General features: G+C 65.5%; 11 protein-coding genes, 3 tRNA genes and 2 pseudogenes. 9 read left to right on the top strand and 7 right to left on the bottom strand.

Going from position 1 to position 16,618, the window contains the following annotated elements; translation table 11 throughout:
• Nucleotide 1: 1 nt before the first annotated feature.
• Both hpnD and hpnC read right to left on the bottom strand, forming a co-directional pair.
• Nucleotides 2-841, bottom strand: coding sequence for a presqualene diphosphate synthase HpnD (gene hpnD, locus ASD34_RS21675; protein WP_056581717.1), 840 nt, complete (start codon nucleotides 839-841; stop codon nucleotides 2-4).
• Nucleotides 838-1,752, bottom strand: coding sequence for a squalene synthase HpnC (hpnC, locus tag ASD34_RS21670; protein ID WP_056582615.1), 915 nt, complete (start codon nucleotides 1,750-1,752; stop codon nucleotides 838-840). Before hpnC ends, hpnD begins: the two co-directional genes overlap by 4 nt.
• 233 nt (nucleotides 1,753-1,985) lie before the next feature.
• On the opposite strand from hpnC, the gene ASD34_RS21665 reads away from it, so the two are divergent.
• The 9 genes from ASD34_RS21665 (at nucleotide 1,986) to ASD34_RS21625 (ending at nucleotide 12,756) form a co-directional block, all read left to right on the top strand.
• Nucleotides 1,986-3,188, top strand: a complete 1,203-nt coding sequence (locus ASD34_RS21665; protein ID WP_056581710.1) for an efflux RND transporter periplasmic adaptor subunit — start codon at nucleotides 1,986-1,988, stop codon at nucleotides 3,186-3,188.
• Entirely contained in the window at nucleotides 3,185-6,349 is a 3,165-nt protein-coding gene (locus ASD34_RS21660) for an efflux RND transporter permease subunit (protein WP_056581707.1), read from the top strand. Before ASD34_RS21665 ends, ASD34_RS21660 begins: the two co-directional genes overlap by 4 nt.
• A gap of 194 nt (nucleotides 6,350-6,543) precedes the next feature.
• A tRNA-Leu gene (locus ASD34_RS21655) sits at nucleotides 6,544-6,630 on the top strand.
• 26 nt (nucleotides 6,631-6,656) lie between these two features.
• Nucleotides 6,657-7,970 carry a trigger factor gene (gene tig, locus ASD34_RS21650; RefSeq protein ID WP_056581705.1) on the top strand — a complete coding sequence of 438 codons (1,314 nt, stop codon included), beginning with the start codon at nucleotides 6,657-6,659 and terminating at the stop codon, nucleotides 7,968-7,970.
• Nucleotides 7,971-8,093: 123 nt separating this feature from the next.
• Entirely contained in the window at nucleotides 8,094-8,702 is a 609-nt protein-coding gene (clpP, locus tag ASD34_RS21645; protein WP_056581698.1) for an ATP-dependent Clp endopeptidase proteolytic subunit ClpP, read from the top strand.
• A 62-nt stretch (nucleotides 8,703-8,764) separates the two neighbouring features.
• The coding region (gene clpX, locus ASD34_RS21640; RefSeq protein ID WP_157609750.1) for an ATP-dependent Clp protease ATP-binding subunit ClpX at nucleotides 8,765-10,025 on the top strand (1,261 nt) is incomplete at its 5' end.
• Between the two features lie 15 nt (nucleotides 10,026-10,040).
• The gene (gene lon, locus ASD34_RS21635) at nucleotides 10,041-12,482 is read left to right on the top strand and encodes an endopeptidase La (RefSeq protein WP_056581696.1); all 2,442 of its coding nucleotides are present in this window, start codon (nucleotides 10,041-10,043) and stop codon (nucleotides 12,480-12,482) included.
• A 61-nt stretch (nucleotides 12,483-12,543) separates the two neighbouring features.
• Nucleotides 12,544-12,619, top strand: a tRNA-Gly gene (locus ASD34_RS21630).
• A 63-nt stretch (nucleotides 12,620-12,682) separates the two neighbouring features.
• Nucleotides 12,683-12,756 (top strand) — tRNA-Cys (locus tag ASD34_RS21625).
• A 633-nt stretch (nucleotides 12,757-13,389) separates the two neighbouring features.
• Here ASD34_RS21625 and ASD34_RS21620 read toward each other — a convergent pair.
• From ASD34_RS21620 to ASD34_RS28365, 5 genes and pseudogenes are all read right to left on the bottom strand, one after another.
• Nucleotides 13,390-13,632, bottom strand: coding sequence for a DUF2274 domain-containing protein (locus ASD34_RS21620; protein WP_056581693.1), 243 nt, complete (start codon nucleotides 13,630-13,632; stop codon nucleotides 13,390-13,392).
• Complete coding sequence (locus ASD34_RS21615) at nucleotides 13,629-14,897, bottom strand: TrbI/VirB10 family protein (protein WP_056581690.1); 1,269 nt, start codon at nucleotides 14,895-14,897, stop codon at nucleotides 13,629-13,631. Before ASD34_RS21615 ends, ASD34_RS21620 begins: the two co-directional genes overlap by 4 nt.
• A 2-nt stretch (nucleotides 14,898-14,899) precedes the next feature.
• On the bottom strand, nucleotides 14,900-15,904 hold the full coding sequence (gene trbG / locus ASD34_RS21610; RefSeq protein ID WP_056581687.1) for a P-type conjugative transfer protein TrbG: 1,005 nt from the start codon (nucleotides 15,902-15,904) through the stop codon (nucleotides 14,900-14,902).
• Nucleotides 15,901-16,499: pseudogene (gene trbF, locus ASD34_RS21605) on the bottom strand (conjugal transfer protein TrbF); the annotation flags it as partial. The gene trbG and the pseudogene trbF, both read right to left, overlap by 4 nt.
• 1 nt (nucleotide 16,500) lies before the next feature.
• A pseudogene (locus ASD34_RS28365) lies at nucleotides 16,501-16,599 on the bottom strand (conjugal transfer protein TrbF); the annotation flags it as partial.
• Between the last annotated feature and the right edge of the window lie 19 nt (nucleotides 16,600-16,618).

The following is a 16,618-nucleotide window of genomic DNA, read 5'->3' as shown; positions in this document are numbered from 1 at the left end:
GTCATATCCGCCCGAGCGCCTGGACCTTCCAGGCCAGCCACAGCTTGCGCACCGGCGTCAGGCTGATGCGCTGGTTGAGCACCTGGAAGTCGTCGCGCTCGATCTCGCGCAGCAGCGTGCGGTAGATGCTGGCCATCATCAGGCCGGGCTTCTGCGTGCGGCGGTCGGCCAGCGGGAGCAGGGCCAGGGCCTCGTCATAGGCGGCATGGGCGCGCTGGGCCTGGAACTTCATGAGCGCGACAAAGCGATCGGAGTGCACGCGGTTCAGGATCTCGTGCGCCTTCACGTCGAACTGCTGCAACTCGTTGACCGGCAGGTAGATGCGGCCGCGCAGCGCGTCTTCGCCGACGTCGCGCAGGATGTTGGTCAGCTGCAGCGCCAGGCCGAGCTTGTGGGCGTAGGCGGTGGTCTGCGGATCGGTCTGGCCGAAGATGCGCGCCGCGACTTCGCCGACCACGCCGGCCACCAGCTGGCAGTAGCGCGCGAGGCCGGGAAAGTCGAGGTACCGGGTCTGGTCCAGGTCCATCTGGCAGCCGTCGATCACCTCGTTCAGCTGGCGCGCCTCGATGCCGTACGCCGCGGCGTGCGGCATGAGCGCCTGCATGACCGGATGGCGCGGCGTGCCGGCAAACGACTGGGCCACCTCGGTGCGCCACCACGCGAGCTTGGTGGCGGCCACGCCGGGGTCGGAGACCTCGTCGACCACGTCGTCGACCTCGCGGCAGAAGGCATAGAACGCCGTGATCGCGGCGCGCCGAGGCTTGGGCAGGAACAGGAAGGCGTAATAGAAACTGCTGCCCGAAGCGGCGGCCTTGTCTTGCACGTATTGCTCGGGATTCATCGGGGAGGCGCTGCTTTCATGGGCCGTGATTGTCTCCGCATCCGCCATGCTTTCCAGAGCAGCAGGGGCGCATCGGCCTTGCCGACGGTGGGGCGCTGCGTGAAGGTGTCGAAGCCCAGGTCCTCGATCTTGTCCAGGATGCGCAGGCCGCCCTGCACGACCAGGCGCAGCTCCCAGCCCACGCGGCCCGGCAGGCGGTGCACGAGCGGGGCGCCCTCGGTCATGAGCTCGCGCGCCCAGAAGGCCACCACCGCGATCAGGTTGATCGCTTCCTGCGGCGGCGGTGCCGGCGACATCGGCTCGAAGACCTTGAAATGCTCCGGCGTCAGGCCGCGCCGATCGCAATCGGTGCGCGGAAAGTAGAAGCGCCCGCGCGGCAGGTCGACGCTCGGGTCCTGCCAGAAGTTGATGAGCTGCAGCGCGCTGCAGATGGCGTCGCTCTGGGCCAGTGCCTGCGCGTCGGTCACGCCGTACAGGTGCAGCAGCAGCCGGCCGACCGGGTTGGCGGAGCGGCGGCAGTAGTCGAGCAGCTCGGCGCGGTCGGCATAGGTGCCTCGGTCGCGGGTCTTCTCGATGTCCTGCATGAAGGCGCTGAGCAGGTCGGCGAGCAGGTCTTCGGGCAGGCGGTACTGGGCGATGGCCCCGGCCAGCGGTCCGAACACATGGGGCCAGCGCGAGCCGGGCAGCGCTTGGCCGCGTGCGGCGGCGGCCAGTTCCTCGCGGTAGGCGCGCAGCTCGGCCAGGCGTGCATCGGGCGAGGCGTCGCCTTCATCGGCGATGTCGTCGGCGGTGCGCGCGAAGTGGTAGATCGCGGCGATCGGCGGGCGCAGGTGCGGTGGGCACAGCCACGAGGCCACGGGGAAGTTCTCGTAATGGGCCGGCGCAGCGGCGTGGGGGGGAGTGGCGGACACGCCACGATTGTCCGCGACGTCATGTTCACGTTCGATGCCGGCGGCATCGCCGCTTTCCATTTCTCTTTCGCCCATGACGATGAAAGCAATGACGGCCGCTTTTGGGCTGCGGACGCAGGGCCTGGCAGCATCTGTTCAACTGACCCGCGGGTCATTGACACTGTTTAACGTTTACCCTAGATTACTAACCGGTGGGTCATTAATGGCCCGGTTCCTCTCTTCTTGGGTGTCTCATGACCGCCTCCGTCGCCTCATTCCGTGCCCGCAGCGCCGCCTGGCTGCTGCTTCCCGCCATCTTCATAGCCGGCTGTTCGCCGAAACCGCCTGCCCAGGAGCCCGTGAGGGCGGTCAAGTTCGTGACCGTCGGTACCAGCGACTACGACGCCCAGCCCGAGTTCTCGGCCGAGGTGCGGGCCCGGGTCGAATCGCGCCTGGGCTTCCGGGTGGCGGGCAAGATCATCCGCCGCCAGGCCGAACTCGGCCAGCACGTGCAGGCCGGCCAGGTGCTGGCCCAGCTCGATCCGCAGGACTACCGCCTGGCCGCCGAGGCCGCCCGCGCCCAGCAGGCTGCCGCATTGACCAACCGCGATCTCGCGGCGGCCGACCTCAAGCGCTACACCGAGCTGCGATCGCAGAACTTCATCAGCGGCGCGGAACTGGAACGCCGCGAAACCACCTGGAAGGCCGCGCAGGCGCAGCTTGAACAGGCGCAGGCGCAACTGGCCTCGCAAGGCAACCAGGCCAGCTACACGACGCTCTTGGCCGACGTGGCGGGTGTCATCACGGCCATCGAGGCCGAGCCGGGCCAGGTGGTGCAGGCCGGCACGCCGGTCGTGCGCATCGCCCAGGACGGCGCGCGCGACGTGGTGTTCGCGGTGCCTGAAGACCGCGCCTCGCTGATCAAGCCCGGTTCGCCGGTCGCGGTGCGCGGCTGGTCCGGCGGCGAGGTGCTGCAGGGCCAGGTGCGCGAGGTGGCGGCCAGTGCCGACGCGGTCACGCGCACCTACTCGGTCAAGGTGTCGATCGATGCCGCGACCTCGCCGGCGCTGGGCGCCACCGTCTACGCCAGGCCGCAGGCCCTGGCCCGCACCGACGTCGCGGTGATCAAGCTGCCGACCAGCGCGCTGCGCAAGGAAGGCAAGGGCTCGGCAGTCTGGGTGCTCGAGAAAGACAGCATGACCGTGCGCTCGCAGCCGGTGCAGGTGGTCACGGCCGACGGCAATGAAGCCGTGATCGGCTCGGGCCTGGCGCCCGGCATGATGGTCGTGGCCGCGGGCGTGCACGTGCTGTCGCCCGGGCAGAAGGTCACGGTCTACCAGTCGAAGGAGGCCATGGCGGCTGCCGCCAACGGCCAGCAACAGGCGAAGGCGCGGCAGCAGGCCGTCGAGGCCGTGGCCGCGACGAAGAAGGAGATCGCAACGGGTGCCGCCAAATGACGGAAGGCCCCGCAACTCCCGCGCGCCCTGAAACGCCAGGGCACAAACCCGCCGGCTTCAATCTCTCCAGATGGGCGCTGGACCACGCGCCGCTCACGCGCTACCTGATGGTGGTACTGATGGTGCTGGGCGCGTTCGCGTACTTCCAGCTCGGCCAGGACGAAGACCCGCCGTTCACCTTCCGTGCGATGGTCGTGCGCACCTACTGGCCGGGCGCGACCGCGCAGCAGGTGGCCGAGCAGGTCACCGACAGGCTGGAGCGCACGCTGCAGGAGGCGCCGTACGCCGACAAGATCCGCAGCTACTCGAAGCCCGGCGAGTCGCAGATCATTTTCCAGATCAAGGATTCGTCGAAGTCCACCGAGGTCGCCAACGTCTGGTACACGGTGCGCAAGAAGATCGGCGACATGCGCGCCACCTTGCCCGCAGGCGTGCAGGGGCCGTTCTTCAATGACGATTTCGGCGACGTCTACGGCGTGATCTACGCGCTGGAAAGCGAAGGCTTCAGCTATGCCGAACTCAAGACGCTGGCCGACGACGTGCGCCAGCAGCTGCTGCGCGTGAAGGACGTGGCCAAGGTCGACCAGTTCGGCGTGCAGGACGAAAAGGTCTTCATCGAGATCTCGCAGAAGCGCCTGGCCCAGCTGGGGCTCGACTTCAATGCGGTGCTGCAGCAGCTCGGCTCGCAGAACGCAGTCGAGAGCGCCGGCACGATCCAGTCGCCGCTCGACGTGGTGCAGGTGCGCGTGGGCGGTCAGTTCACCAGCGTCGAACAGCTGCGCGACATGCCGATCCGCGGCAGTTCGGGCAACCAGATCAAGCTCGGCGACATCGCCGAGATCCGCCGCGGTTATGTCGATCCGCCGGCCGTCAAGGTGCACCACCAGGGCAAGGAAGTGATCGCGCTCGGCGTGTCGATGGCCAAGGGCGGCGACATCATCGCGCTGGGCAAGGCGCTGAAGGCGACCACCGCCACCATCGACCAGCGCCTGCCGGCCGGCGTGAAGCTGGCGCAGGTGCAGGACCAGCCGGTGTCGGTGGCCAGTTCGGTCAACGAGTTCGTCGGCGTGCTCATCGAGGCCGTGGCCATCGTGCTGGCCGTGAGCATCATCGCGCTGGGCCTGCACAAGGGCGGGCGCTTCGGCTGGTACATCGACATGCGCCCGGGGCTGGTGGTCGCGATCACCATTCCGCTGGTGCTGGCCGTGACCTTCCTGGCCATGAACTACTTCGGCATCGGGCTGCACAAGATATCGCTGGGGTCGCTGATCATTGCGCTCGGCCTGCTGGTGGACGACGCGATCATCGCGGTCGAGATGATGGTGCGGAAGATGGAGGAGGGCTACGACAAGGTCCGCGCCGCCACTTTCGCCTACGACGTGACAGCCAAGCCGATGCTCACGGGCACGCTCATCACGGCGGCGGGCTTCCTGCCGATCGGCATCGCCAAGTCGGTGACGGGCGAATACACCTTCGCGATCTTCGCGGTCACGGTGATTGCGCTGGTGCTGTCGTGGATCGTGTCGGTGTACTTCGTGCCGTACCTGGGCACCTTGCTGCTCAAGGTGAAGCCGCACGACCCCGACGCGCCGCCGCACGAGCTGTTCGACACGCCGTTTTACAACCGCTTCCGCCGGGCGGTGAACTGGTGCGTGCAGCACCGCTGGCTGACCATTGGCGCCACCGTGCTGATCTTTGCGCTGGGCATCGTCGGCATGGGCAAGGTGCAGCAGCAGTTCTTCCCCGATTCGAGCCGGCCGGAGATCATGGTGGACCTCTGGTTCCCCGAGGGAACCTCGTTCGCCGCGAACGAAGAGGTGGCCAAGCGCGTCGAGCAGCGCATGATGAAGGAAGAGGGCGTGAAGACCGTCAGCACCTGGATCGGTTCCGGCGTGCCGCGCTTCTACCTGCCGCTGGACCAGGTGTTCCCGCAGACCAACGTGTCGCAGCTCATCGTGCTGGCCCAGGACCTGAAGGTGCGCGAGCGTCTGCGACTGCGCCTGCCCGCGGTGCTTGCCGAAGAATTTCCCGAGGTGCGCGGCCGCGTCAAGCTGCTGCCCAACGGCCCGCCGGTGCCGTATCCGGTGCAGTTCCGCGTCGTCGGCACCGAGCCCGGCCAGCTGCGTGAGCGCGCCGACGAGGTGAAGGCCGTGCTGCGCGAGAACACGAACCTCATCGGCGTGAACGACAACTGGAACGAGTCGGTGAAGGTGATCCGCCTCGAGATCGATCAGGCCAAGGCGCGCGCGCTCGGCGTGACGAGCCAGGCCATCGCCCAGGCCTCGCGCACCATGTTCAGCGGCACCACGGTGGGCCAGTACCGCGAGAACGACCTGCTGATCGACATCGTGCTGCGCCAGTCGGCCGATGAGCGCGAGGCGATTTCGGACATCGGCAATGCCTACATCCCGACCAGCACCGGCCGTTCGATTCCGCTCACGCAGATCGCCCGTCCGGTGTTCACCTGGGAGCCCGGCGTGATGTGGCGCGAGAACCGCGACTACGCGATCACCGTGCAGGGTGACGTGGTGGAAGGCCTGCAGGGCGCCACCGTGACCGAGCAGCTGCTGCCGAAGCTGCGTCAACTCGAAGCCGGCTGGCATGCGGCCGGGCAGGGCGGCTACCGCATCGAGGTGGCGGGCGCGGTCGAGGAAAGCAGCAAGGGATCGGCCTCCATCGTGGCGGGCGTGCCGATCATGCTGTTCCTGGTGTTCACGCTCCTGATGCTGCAGCTGCACAGCTTCAGCCGCTCGCTGCTGGTGTTCATCACCGGCCCGATGGGCATCGCCGGCGTGGCGGCGGCGCTGCTGCTGCTGAACCGGCCTTTCGGCTTCGTGGCGCTGCTCGGCGTGATCGCGCTGATGGGCATGATCCAGCGCAACGCCGTGATCCTGATCGACCAGATCGAGCTCGACCGCGCCGCCGGCGTCCCGGCCTGGGACGCGATCGTCGAGTCGGCCGTGAGGCGCCTTCGCCCCATCGTGCTGACCGCCGCCGCGGCGGTGCTGGCGATGATTCCGCTGTCGCGCAGCGTGTTCTGGGGGCCAATGGCCGTGGCCATCATGGGCGGGCTGATCGTTGCCACCGTGCTGACCTTGCTGGCGCTGCCGGCGATGTATGCGGCGGCCTTCCGCATCAAGCGGGAGCCGCAGGTCGCCTGAAAAAGCGACCGTTTCAGCGCAGTCCGCTGCGCTTGTGCAAGAGTGGGTGAAATCCCCGAAAGGGCGAAGCCGGAAGGCCCTCATTCTTGCGTTTAAAATGCGCGGTTGACCGATTTCAGGCGGACGGTCTTGGGCCAGCGGTTTTCCGCAGCGCCGAGGCCGTCCGCCTTTGCATTCACCTGAAATTTGGCATCGCGCGGGTGGCGAAATTGGTAGACGCACCAGGTTTAGGTCCTGACGTTCGCAAGAACGTGCCGGTTCGAGTCCGGCCCCGCGCACCAGCCACACCCCTCACAAGGAAGACACCATGACCGTGAACGTTGAAACTCTCGAGAAGCTCGAACGCAAGATCACGCTGACCCTGCCGGTCGGCACCATCCAGTCCGAAGTCGATTCGCGCCTCAAGAAGCTCGCGCGCACCGTCAAGATGGACGGCTTCCGTCCCGGCAAGGTGCCGATGAACGTCGTGGCCCAGCGCTACGGCTACTCGGTGCACTACGAAGTCATGAACGACAAGGTCGGCGAGGCCTTCTCGCAAGCGGCGAACGAAGCCAAGCTGCGTGTTGCCGGCCAGCCCCGCATCACCGAGAAGGAAGAGTCGCCCGAGGGCCAGCTCGCCTTCGACGCGGTCTTCGAAGTGTTCCCCGAAGTCAAGATCAACGACCTGTCGGGCGCTGAAGTCGAGAAGCTGTCGGCCGAAGTCGGCGACGAAGCCATCGACAAGACGCTGGACATCCTGCGCAAGCAACGCCGCACCTTCGCCCAGCGCGCCCAGGACGCCGTGGCCGAAGACAACGACCGCGTAACGGTCGACTTCGAAGGCAAGATCGACGGCGAGCCCTTCCAGGGCGGCAAGGCCGAAGACTTCCAGTTCGTGGTCGGCGAAGGCCAGATGCTCAAGGAATTCGAAGACGCCGTGCGCGGCATGAAGTCCGGTGACAGCCGCACCTTCCCGCTGTCGTTCCCCGCCGACTACCACGGCAAGGACGTGGCCGGCAAGCAAGCCGACTTCATGGTCACCGTGAAGAAGATCGAAGCCTCGCACCTGCCCGAAGTCAACGAACAGCTCGCCAAGTCGCTCGGCATCGCCGAAGCCACCGTGGAAGGCCTGCGCGCCGACATCAAGCGCAACCTCGAGCGCGAAGTGAAGTTCCGCCTGCTGGCCCGCAACAAGAACGCCGTGATGGACGCCCTGGTGGCCAACGCCGAACTCGACCTGCCCAACGCCAGCGTGCAGTCGGAAGTCGCCCGCATGATCGAAGGCGCCCGCGCCGAGCTCAAGCAGCGCGGCATCAAGGACGCCGACAAGGCCCCGATTCCCGAGGAAGTGTTCCGCCCGCAAGCCGAGCGCCGCGTGCGCCTGGGCCTGGTGGTCGCCGAGCTGGTGCGTGCCAACGAACTGCAGGCCAAGCCCGAGCAGATCAAGGCCCACATCGACGAGCTCGCCGCCAGCTACGAGAAGCCGCAAGACGTCGTGCGTTGGTACTTCAGCGACAACAACCGCCTGGCGGAAGTCGAAGCCGTGGTCATCGAGAACAACGTGACCGACTTCGTGCTGGCCAAGGCCAAGGTCAACGAAAAGTCGGTGTCGTTCGACGAACTGATGGCGCAGCAGCAGTAAGCTGGTTTCCGTCGCTGCATGCAGCAACGCCGATGGGGCTTGTGCTTTGCGGCACGAGCCCCATTTCACTCAGGCGTACAGTTCAATCAGAGCGAACGAATCCATTTTCCGGAGAGCAAATTCATGAGCGCACAGGAAACCCAGGCCCTCGGCATGATCCCGATGGTCGTCGAGCAGTCGGGCCGCGGCGAGCGGTCGTATGACATCTACTCGCGTCTCCTCAAGGAACGCATCATCTTCCTGGTGGGCGAGGTCAACGACCAGACCGCCAACCTCGTGGTGGCCCAGCTGCTGTTCCTCGAGAGCGAGAACCCGGACAAGGACATTTCGTTCTACATCAACTCCCCGGGCGGCAGCGTGAGCGCCGGCATGGCGATCTACGACACCATGCAGTTCATCAAGCCGTCGGTGTCGACCATGTGCCTGGGCTTCGCGGCCAGCATGGGCGCCTTCCTGCTGGCGGCCGGCGAGAAGGGCAAGCGGTTCTCGCTGCCCAATTCGAAGATCATGATTCACCAGGTGCTCGGCGGCGCTCGCGGCCAGGCCACCGACATCGAGATCCATGCGCGCGACATCCTGCGCACCAAGGACCAGATGAACCGCATCCTGGCCGAGCGCACTGGCCAGCCGCTGGAAAAGGTCAAGGCCGACACCGAGCGCGACTACTTCCTGACCGCTGACGAGGCCAAGGATTACGGCCTGGTCGACCAGGTCGTCGCCCAGCGCGGTTAAAGCCGCCCGGCGCCTCGGGCGCCCAAAAGGCAAAAACGGCGTTTTCCACACGGGAAACGCCNAAAAAAAGGCACCTCCAGCGAAAAAACGCTTTATTGCTCGTTCTGCGGCAAGAGCCAGCATGAGGTCAAGAAGCTGATCGCGGGCCCTTCGGTCTTCATCTGCGACGAATGCATCGACCTGTGCAACGAGATCATCCGCGACGAACTGCCAGCCGGTGAGGAAGCGCGCGACGCGCGCAGCGACCTGCCCACGCCGCTGGAGATCAAGACCAACCTCGACAACTACGTGATCGGCCAGGAGCCGGCCAAGCGCATGCTGTCGGTGGCGGTCTACAACCACTACAAGCGCCTGCGCCACAAGGAAAAGAACACCAAGGGCGACGAGGTCGAGCTCAGCAAGAGCAACATCCTCTTGATCGGCCCCACGGGTTCGGGCAAGACGCTGCTGGCGCAAACGCTTGCGCGCATGCTCGACGTGCCCTTCGTGATGGCCGACGCGACCACGCTGACCGAAGCCGGCTACGTGGGCGAAGACGTCGAAAACATCATCCAGAAGCTGCTGCAAAGCTGCAACTACGAGGTCGAGCGCGCCCAGCGTGGCATCGTCTACATCGACGAAATCGACAAGATCTCGCGCAAGTCCGACAACCCCTCGATCACCCGCGACGTGTCGGGCGAGGGCGTGCAGCAGGCGCTGCTCAAGCTCATCGAAGGCACCATGGCCAGCGTGCCACCCCAGGGCGGGCGCAAGCACCCGAACCAGGACTTCCTGCAGATCGACACGACCAACATCCTGTTCATCTGCGGCGGCGCCTTTGCCGGCTTGGAGAAGGTCATCGAAAACCGCACCGAGGCCTCGGGTATCGGCTTCGGCGCCGCAGTGAAGAGCAAGGCCCAGCGCAGCATCACCGAGGTGTTCCGCGAAGTCGAGCCCGAAGACCTGATCAAGTTCGGCCTGATCCCCGAACTGGTGGGCCGCATGCCCGTGGTCGCCTCGCTGGCCGAACTGAGTGAAGACGCGCTGGTGCAGATCCTGACCGAGCCCAAGAATGCGGTGGTGAAGCAGTTCACCAAGCTGCTGCAGATGGAGGGCGTGGACCTCGAAATCCGTCCCGCGGCGCTCAAGGCGATCGCACGCAAGGCGCTGGCCCGCAAGACCGGTGCGCGCGGCCTGCGCTCGATCCTTGAACAGTCGCTGATCGACACCATGTTCGAATTGCCGAACGCGACCAATGTCGACAAGGTGGTGGTCGAGGAATCGACCATCGACGAAAACAAGCCCCCGCTGCTCGTGTACCGCGAAACGGCGAAAAAGGCCTAAAGGACAAGGACGCTCATGTCTGGTCATACCCCATTGCCCCCCGAAGCCCTCGACCTGCCGCTGCTGCCGCTGCGCGACGTCGTGGTGTTTCCCCACATGGTGATCCCGCTCTTCGTGGGTCGCCCCAAGAGCATCAAGGCGCTCGAACTGGCGATGGAGGCCGAGCGCCGCATCATGCTCGTGGCCCAGAAGGCCGCTGCCAAGGACGAGCCCTCGGTCGAGGACATGTTCGAGGTCGGCTGCGTCTCGACCATCCTGCAGATGCTCAAGCTGCCCGACGGCACCGTGAAGGTGCTGGTCGAAGGCCAGCAGCGCGCCCGCGTGAACCGCATCGATGACGGCGAGACCCATTTCTCGGCCAACGTGACGCCCGTCGAGGCGCCCGAAGGCGGCGAGAAGGGCACCGAGGTCGAGGCGCTGCGCCGCGCGGTGATGCAGCAGTTCGACCAGTACGTCAAACTGAACAAGAAGATTCCGCCCGAGATCCTGACCTCGATCTCGAGCATCGACGATGCTGGCCGCCTGGCCGACACCATCGCCGCCCACCTGCCGCTCAAGCTGGACAACAAGCAGGCCGTGCTCGACCTCGACGACGTCAAGGCGCGCCTGGAAAACCTGTTCGGCCAGCTCGAACGCGAAGTCGACATCCTGAACGTCGACAAGAAGATCCGTGGCCGCGTGAAGCGCCAGATGGAGAAGAACCAGCGCGACTTCTACCTCAACGAGCAGGTCAAGGCCATCCAGAAGGAGCTCGGCGAAGGCGAAGAGGGCGCGGACATCGAGGAGATCGAGAAGAAGATCAAGCTCGCCAAGATGTCCAAGGAAGGCCTGAAGAAGGCCGAGGGCGAGCTCAAGAAGCTCAAGCTCATGTCGCCCATGTCGGCCGAAGCCACCGTGGTGCGCAACTACATCGACGTGCTCATCGGCTTGCCGTGGAGCAAGAAGACCAAGATCAAGCACGACCTGGCCAATGCCGAGGCGGTGCTCAACGCCGACCACTACGGCCTCGAGAAGGTCAAGGACCGCATCCTTGAATACCTCGCGGTGCAGCAGCGCGTCGACAAGGTAAAGGCACCCATCCTGTGCCTCGTGGGCCCACCGGGCGTCGGCAAGACCTCGCTGGGGCAGTCGATCGCCAAGGCGACCGGCCGCAAGTACACCCGCATGGCGCTGGGCGGCATGCGCGACGAAGCCGAGATCCGCGGCCACCGCCGCACCTACATCGGCGCGCTGCCGGGCAAGGTGCTGCAGGGCCTGAGCAAGATCGGCACGCGCAACCCGCTATTCCTGCTCGACGAAATCGACAAGCTGGGCACGGACTTCCGTGGCGACCCGTCGAGCGCGCTGCTCGAAGTGCTCGACCCTGAGCAGAACCACACCTTCGGCGACCACTACGTGGAAGTCGACTTCGACTTGAGCGACGTCATGTTCGTCGCCACCTCGAATTCGATGAACATCCCGCCGGCGCTGCTGGACCGCATGGAAGTCATCCGCCTCTCGGGCTACACCGAGGACGAGAAGACCAACATCGCGATCAAGTACCTGCTGCCCAAGCAGATGAAGAACAACGGCGTGAAGGACGACGAACTGGCCGTCACCGAAGCCGCCGTGCGCGACATCGTGCGCTACTACACACGTGAAGCCGGCGTGCGCTCGCTGGAGCGCGAGCTCTCCAAGATCTGCCGCAAGGTGGTGAAGGGCCTGCTGCTCAAGCAACTCACGCCCAAGGTCACGGTCGACGGCGAGAACCTCAACGAGTTCCTCGGCGTGCGCAAGTACAGCTTCGGCCTCGCCGAGAAGCAGAACCAGGTCGGCCAGGTGGTCGGCCTTGCGTGGACCGAAGTCGGCGGCGATCTGCTGACGATCGAAGCGGTCACCATGCCCGGCAAGGGCGTGATCAGCCGCACCGGTTCGCTCGGCGACGTGATGAAGGAGTCGGTTGAAGCTGCGCGCACCGTGGTGCGCAGCCGCTCGCGCCGCCTGGGCATCAAGGACGAGGTGTTCGAGAAGCGCGACATCCACATCCACGTGCCCGACGGCGCCACGCCGAAGGACGGCCCGAGCGCGGGCGCGGCGATGACGACGGCCTTCGTGTCGGCACTGACGGGCATCCCGGTGCGTGCCGATGTCGCGATGACCGGCGAGATCACGCTGCGTGGCGAAGTTACCGCGATCGGTGGCCTGAAGGAAAAACTGCTGGCCGCACTGCGCGGTGGCATCAAGACCGTGCTGATTCCGGAAGAGAACGCCAAGGATCTGCAGGACATTCCCGAGAACGTGAAGAACGGCCTCGAGATCGTGCCGGTGAAATGGATCGACAAGGTGCTCGAGATCGCACTCGAGAAGATGCCCGAGCCGCTGTCCGACGAAGAGGTGGCCGCTTCGGCTGCTGCGGTGGCCGAACTGGCCAAACAGCGTGCTGCGGCGCCGGCTTCCGAAGGCTCGGTCAAGCATTGATCGATTGATTGCAGAACTTGTGAAGCCTCAAAAAACTGGTATATAATTTGAGGCTCGAAACGCGGGAATAGCTCAGTTGGTAGAGCGCAACCTTGCCAAGGTTGAGGTCGAGAGTTCGAGACTCTTTTCCCGCTCCAGTTTTGAAAAAGGGAAGCAAGCAGCTTCCCTTTTTTTCGCAGTTCGATTTCGTTATTCAGCGTGGCGCGATAGCAAAGCGGTTATGCAACGGATTGCAAATCCGTCTAGCCCGGTTCGACTCCGGGTCGCGCCTCCACCTTCTCGTTCAGACCGATCGACTTCGATACGCAAGCCCCGCCAACCGACGTTGCCGGGGCTTGTTTCATTTGGGTTATCGTCGATGTTCAACCCAAGGCCCGGATGGTGAAATTGGTAGACACATCGGACTTAAAATCTGTTTTGTCAAGTCCTTCTTGCTTGCGCCAACGGGCCAGAAGGCCAATAGTGACAACGGTTTGCGAGCGTCCATGATGCAGCTTCATAGCTTGGCTTGACGGTCAGGAGCCAGCTAGGCGCCAGTAGATGGAGGTAGGTGTTTCCAGCGCATTGCACGCTACGCCCGAGTGGTGAAATCGGTAGACACAAGGGACTTGAACAATTTGAGCCTTCGGGGGGAAACGCCCGGAGTGAAGCCCGTCAAAATCGGCGAAAGCCCTGGATGCTTCTGCACCCGAGCCAACGCCGAGCCAAGCCCAAGCAACAGTTTGGGAAGGTGTAGAGAGCAGACGGCGGGCACCTACGGCCGCAAGGCTATGGTGAAGGCGTGCTCCAGACCACGAACAGCGCATGCGCGTTGGCGGCGAAAGTCGAAGTGGTAAGAAAATCCCTCGACCTTACGGTCATGCCGGTTCGATTCCGGCCTCGGGCACCAATCTAGAGCCGCCCCTGTTCACGCAGGGGCGGCTTTTCCGTTCTTGGGCTGCGTGCGCTTGAAGCCTCGATCCCCAGCCATGAATGCCTCCAGCATGTGCGGGATCAGCGTCGCGGCATCGACCGCTTCGCCATACGACTGCGCGTGCAGCGCGGCATAGCGGTCGAGGTCGGCTTTCAGGCTGGCCGGGCACGCGAATGTCAGCTTGACGCTCTCGGTCTTGGGCAGCGGCCCGAGCCGCAGCTTCTTGGTCGTGCTCATTGCGAAGCTCCCCGGTTGAAGAACAGCGGCTGATAGGGCCGCAGCACGAGATCCCGGTTAACGATGACTCGCACCGGCAAGCCGGGGCGCGCCGTCAACGTCGGCTGTATGTTCATGTTGCGCCGGGTGATCTCCTGGCCGACCTGGTTGATGCTGTCCTGGGCGCTGTCACGGCCGGCGATGACGATGCGGTTGCCGTTCTGGCGGTTATCAGGCGCGGCCAGCTCGGCGCCGACGCCCAGCAGCGTCGTCAGCACAGCGCCCGCGACGATGCGATTCCAATGCCAGTTCACATCGTCTTCCAGGCCGGCGTAACCGGCCGGGTCGGTGCCGACAAGGTTGTCGAGCGTGAGCGAGGACGTGTCGGGCAGGATGATCCGGTTCCACACTACCTGTACGCGGCTCTGCCCGTAGCTGACCTGGCTGTTGTAGCGCCCGAGGATGCGCGATCCCTGCGGGATCAGCAGGAACTTGCCTGTGGCCGTGTCAAAGACCGGCTCTGTCACCGTGGCGATCACGTCGCCCGGCAAGTCTGATTTGATGCCCGTGACCAAGGCGCCAGCGATCACCGTTCCGGCCATCACCTGATAGGGCGACGCCGGCAGCGCCAAGTTGCCGGAGTTGCGGGTTTCCGTAGCGCCGCCTTTCAGGAACGCCTCCTTCTGGTCTTGCCGGTTCTGCACGGCAGTCGGGTCGGCAGGCTGGGCCGCCGTCGAGGCCGGCCCGCCGGCGAGCGGATCGAAGGCCGCGAGCGTGCTTGCTGCGCCAGGCGCCACCGGCGCTGCCTGCGCCACCGTGGCTGCACGTTGGCCACCCGAGCGGAAGAACACCGACGAAGCCGCCGCTGCATCGGCCTCCTTGCGCAAGGCATCCTCGGGATCATGGCCCGGTGGCGCATATGCTGGCGTCACGGGCTGCTGCGAGTTGACGATGGCGGGGCCAAGATCGCCCGGCAGCGGCGGCCCCAATTCGGGTAACTTCGGCGGCAGCTTCGAGTAGTCCGCCGGCAGGCCATCCAGACCTTCGGACTTCGACACGCGCTCGACGTTGTAAAGCTCGGTCTGCTCACTGGCCGCGCGCCGCGGGGGCTGCAGCGACCAAATCGTGGCGCCGAGCACGGCGACCGATAGGCCGCCAACGAGGATGGCCAGCGTGCGCCGGTTCAGGCGTGTGACCGGGCGCGGCTGGGCGCGCAGCGCCACCGCCTCCGGTGCGACCTTGTCCGCCTGCGGCGTGGCGAGGTCGGGGGTGTCGTCCTGGCTCATGGTCAGTTCCTCCGCGCGACGCCGTCCGTGCGCTTGATCCGCACCACGTCGCCCTTGTCACCGCCCAGGCGCAGTTCGGCCGCGCCGAACAGCCGATCCACGATGTAGTACGGCGAGCGGAAGCGGTAATTGACCAGTTGCCCGTCGCCTTCCGGCCCGATCACGAACAGCGGCGGCAGCTCGCCTTGCGCGATGCCGGCGGGGAACTGGATATAGACCTTCTGCCCGTCGTCGAAGGCGCGCAGCGGCTTCCACGGCGGATTACTGCCGCTGACCGCGTAGCGGAAGCGCAGGTTCTCCAACGACAAGCCGGAATCCACCGGCGCGACTGCGCTGGCCGCCTGCGCCTGGCGCTGCAAGGCCAGCATCCGGTCGCGCGGATATTCCCAGGACGCCGACGCCATCCACGTCTTTTCCGTCGAGGCCAGCTCCAACAGGTACGTCCTGCGGCTGGTGGTGATGACAAGATTGGTCCTGAGGCCCGAGCGGATCGGCTTAACGAGCACGTTCACGCGCAACTCGGCACCGCGTCCGCTGGACGTGTCGCCCACGATCCAGCGCACGGTATCTCCGGCGGCGACCGTCACCAGCTCCTCGCCCGGCTGGAGCGAAACCACGGTCACGCGGCCCACGGCCGCATAGACCTGATACAGCGCGCCGTCGGTGAACGGCCACACCTGAATCGCGTTGACGTAGCCCTCGCGCGTAGGTGCGACGCGGGCCTCGGCATTGGCGCGCGAGACGCGCACCTTCTCGTCTGCCGGCTCCGGCATGGGCTTGGCGTCCTCGGCTTCGGGCAACGGCTTCAACTGCGCCGGCATCGGCAGCACCTCGGGCACGGCCACCACCTCCACCGGCGCAGGAGGTTCTGGCAGCGGCTGGGCAAGCACCGGCTCATCGAGCGAGATCACGGGCGGCGGCTTGCCCTGCGTGGCGCAGCCCGAAAACAAGGCGGTGGATGCAAGCAGGATCACTGGCAAAGCGGATTTACGGAGAAGATCATTCATGGCTTGGCTCCTTCGGAAGAATCCAGCTCGCGGCTCCACGACAGACCATTGACGTAGATGCCCAAGGGATTGCGGCGCAGGCGTTCTTCGGTGCGTGGTAGCTGGAGCACGATGGTCACCACGGCCGTCCACCGCTCCAGCCCGGCCGCGGCGCCGTTGACGTAGCGGCGTTCCGTCCAGCGCACGTTGAACGAGGTGTTGCTGGCTCGCACGACGCTGGTGATATGCACCGTCACCGACTCCTTGCCGATGCGTGCGAACGGATCGTTCACACGCGCGTAGTCGTTGAGCACCGCTGCGCCCTTGTCGGTCGTGTAGTCGTAGGCGTCCAGCCAGTTCTGGCGGACGACGATGGGGTCGATGGACAGCGAGCGCACCAGCGTCACAAAGCGCGCGATGTAGTACGCCTGCTGCGCATCAGTGGGCCGGTACGACGTGGCGGCCTCGCCCACGGCGCGGACCTGGCCCGCGTTGTCCACCTCCACGACGTAGGGCGTCACGATGGACTGCGCCGAGCGCCACACCAGGCCGCCAGCCATCAGCAGCGCGAGCGTCAGGCAGCCGAAGGCCATCAGCCGCCAGTTCTTCGCCTGCANGGAGCCGATACGGTCGTCCCACACCTGGCCGGCGGCTTGGTACGGCGTGGCAGGTTGCGGCGTGTCGGCATAGCGCACCTGCGGCTTCTTGAATCGCATGGTCAGTTCTCCTTATGAA

Origin of the sequence: Variovorax sp. Root473 (genome assembly GCF_001426505.1) — a bacterium.
Classification (GTDB): Bacteria; Pseudomonadota; Gammaproteobacteria; order Burkholderiales; family Burkholderiaceae_C; genus Variovorax.
Note: the sequence above shows the minus strand (reverse complement) of the source record. Positions and strands in the feature narration are given on the sequence as shown.

Bases quoted from the DNA above. Each gene is read 5' to 3' on its own strand.
- ASD34_RS21615 (WP_056581690.1), bottom strand. From the start codon at position 14,897: ATGAGCCAGGACGACACCCCCGACCTCGCCACGCCGCAGGCGGACAAG.
- ASD34_RS21620 (WP_056581693.1), bottom strand. From the start codon at position 13,632: ATGAGCACGACCAAGAAGCTGCGGCTCGGGCCGCTGCCCAAGACCGAG.
- ASD34_RS21660 (WP_056581707.1), top strand. From the start codon at position 3,185: ATGACGGAAGGCCCCGCAACTCCCGCGCGCCCTGAAACGCCAGGGCAC.
- trbG (WP_056581687.1), bottom strand. From the start codon at position 15,904: ATGAATGATCTTCTCCGTAAATCCGCTTTGCCAGTGATCCTGCTTGCA.
- tig (WP_056581705.1), top strand. From the start codon at position 6,657: ATGACCGTGAACGTTGAAACTCTCGAGAAGCTCGAACGCAAGATCACG.
- hpnD (WP_056581717.1), bottom strand. From the start codon at position 841: ATGAATCCCGAGCAATACGTGCAAGACAAGGCCGCCGCTTCGGGCAGC.
- lon (WP_056581696.1), top strand. From the start codon at position 10,041: ATGTCTGGTCATACCCCATTGCCCCCCGAAGCCCTCGACCTGCCGCTG.
- clpP (WP_056581698.1), top strand. From the start codon at position 8,094: ATGAGCGCACAGGAAACCCAGGCCCTCGGCATGATCCCGATGGTCGTC.
- ASD34_RS21665 (WP_056581710.1), top strand. From the start codon at position 1,986: ATGACCGCCTCCGTCGCCTCATTCCGTGCCCGCAGCGCCGCCTGGCTG.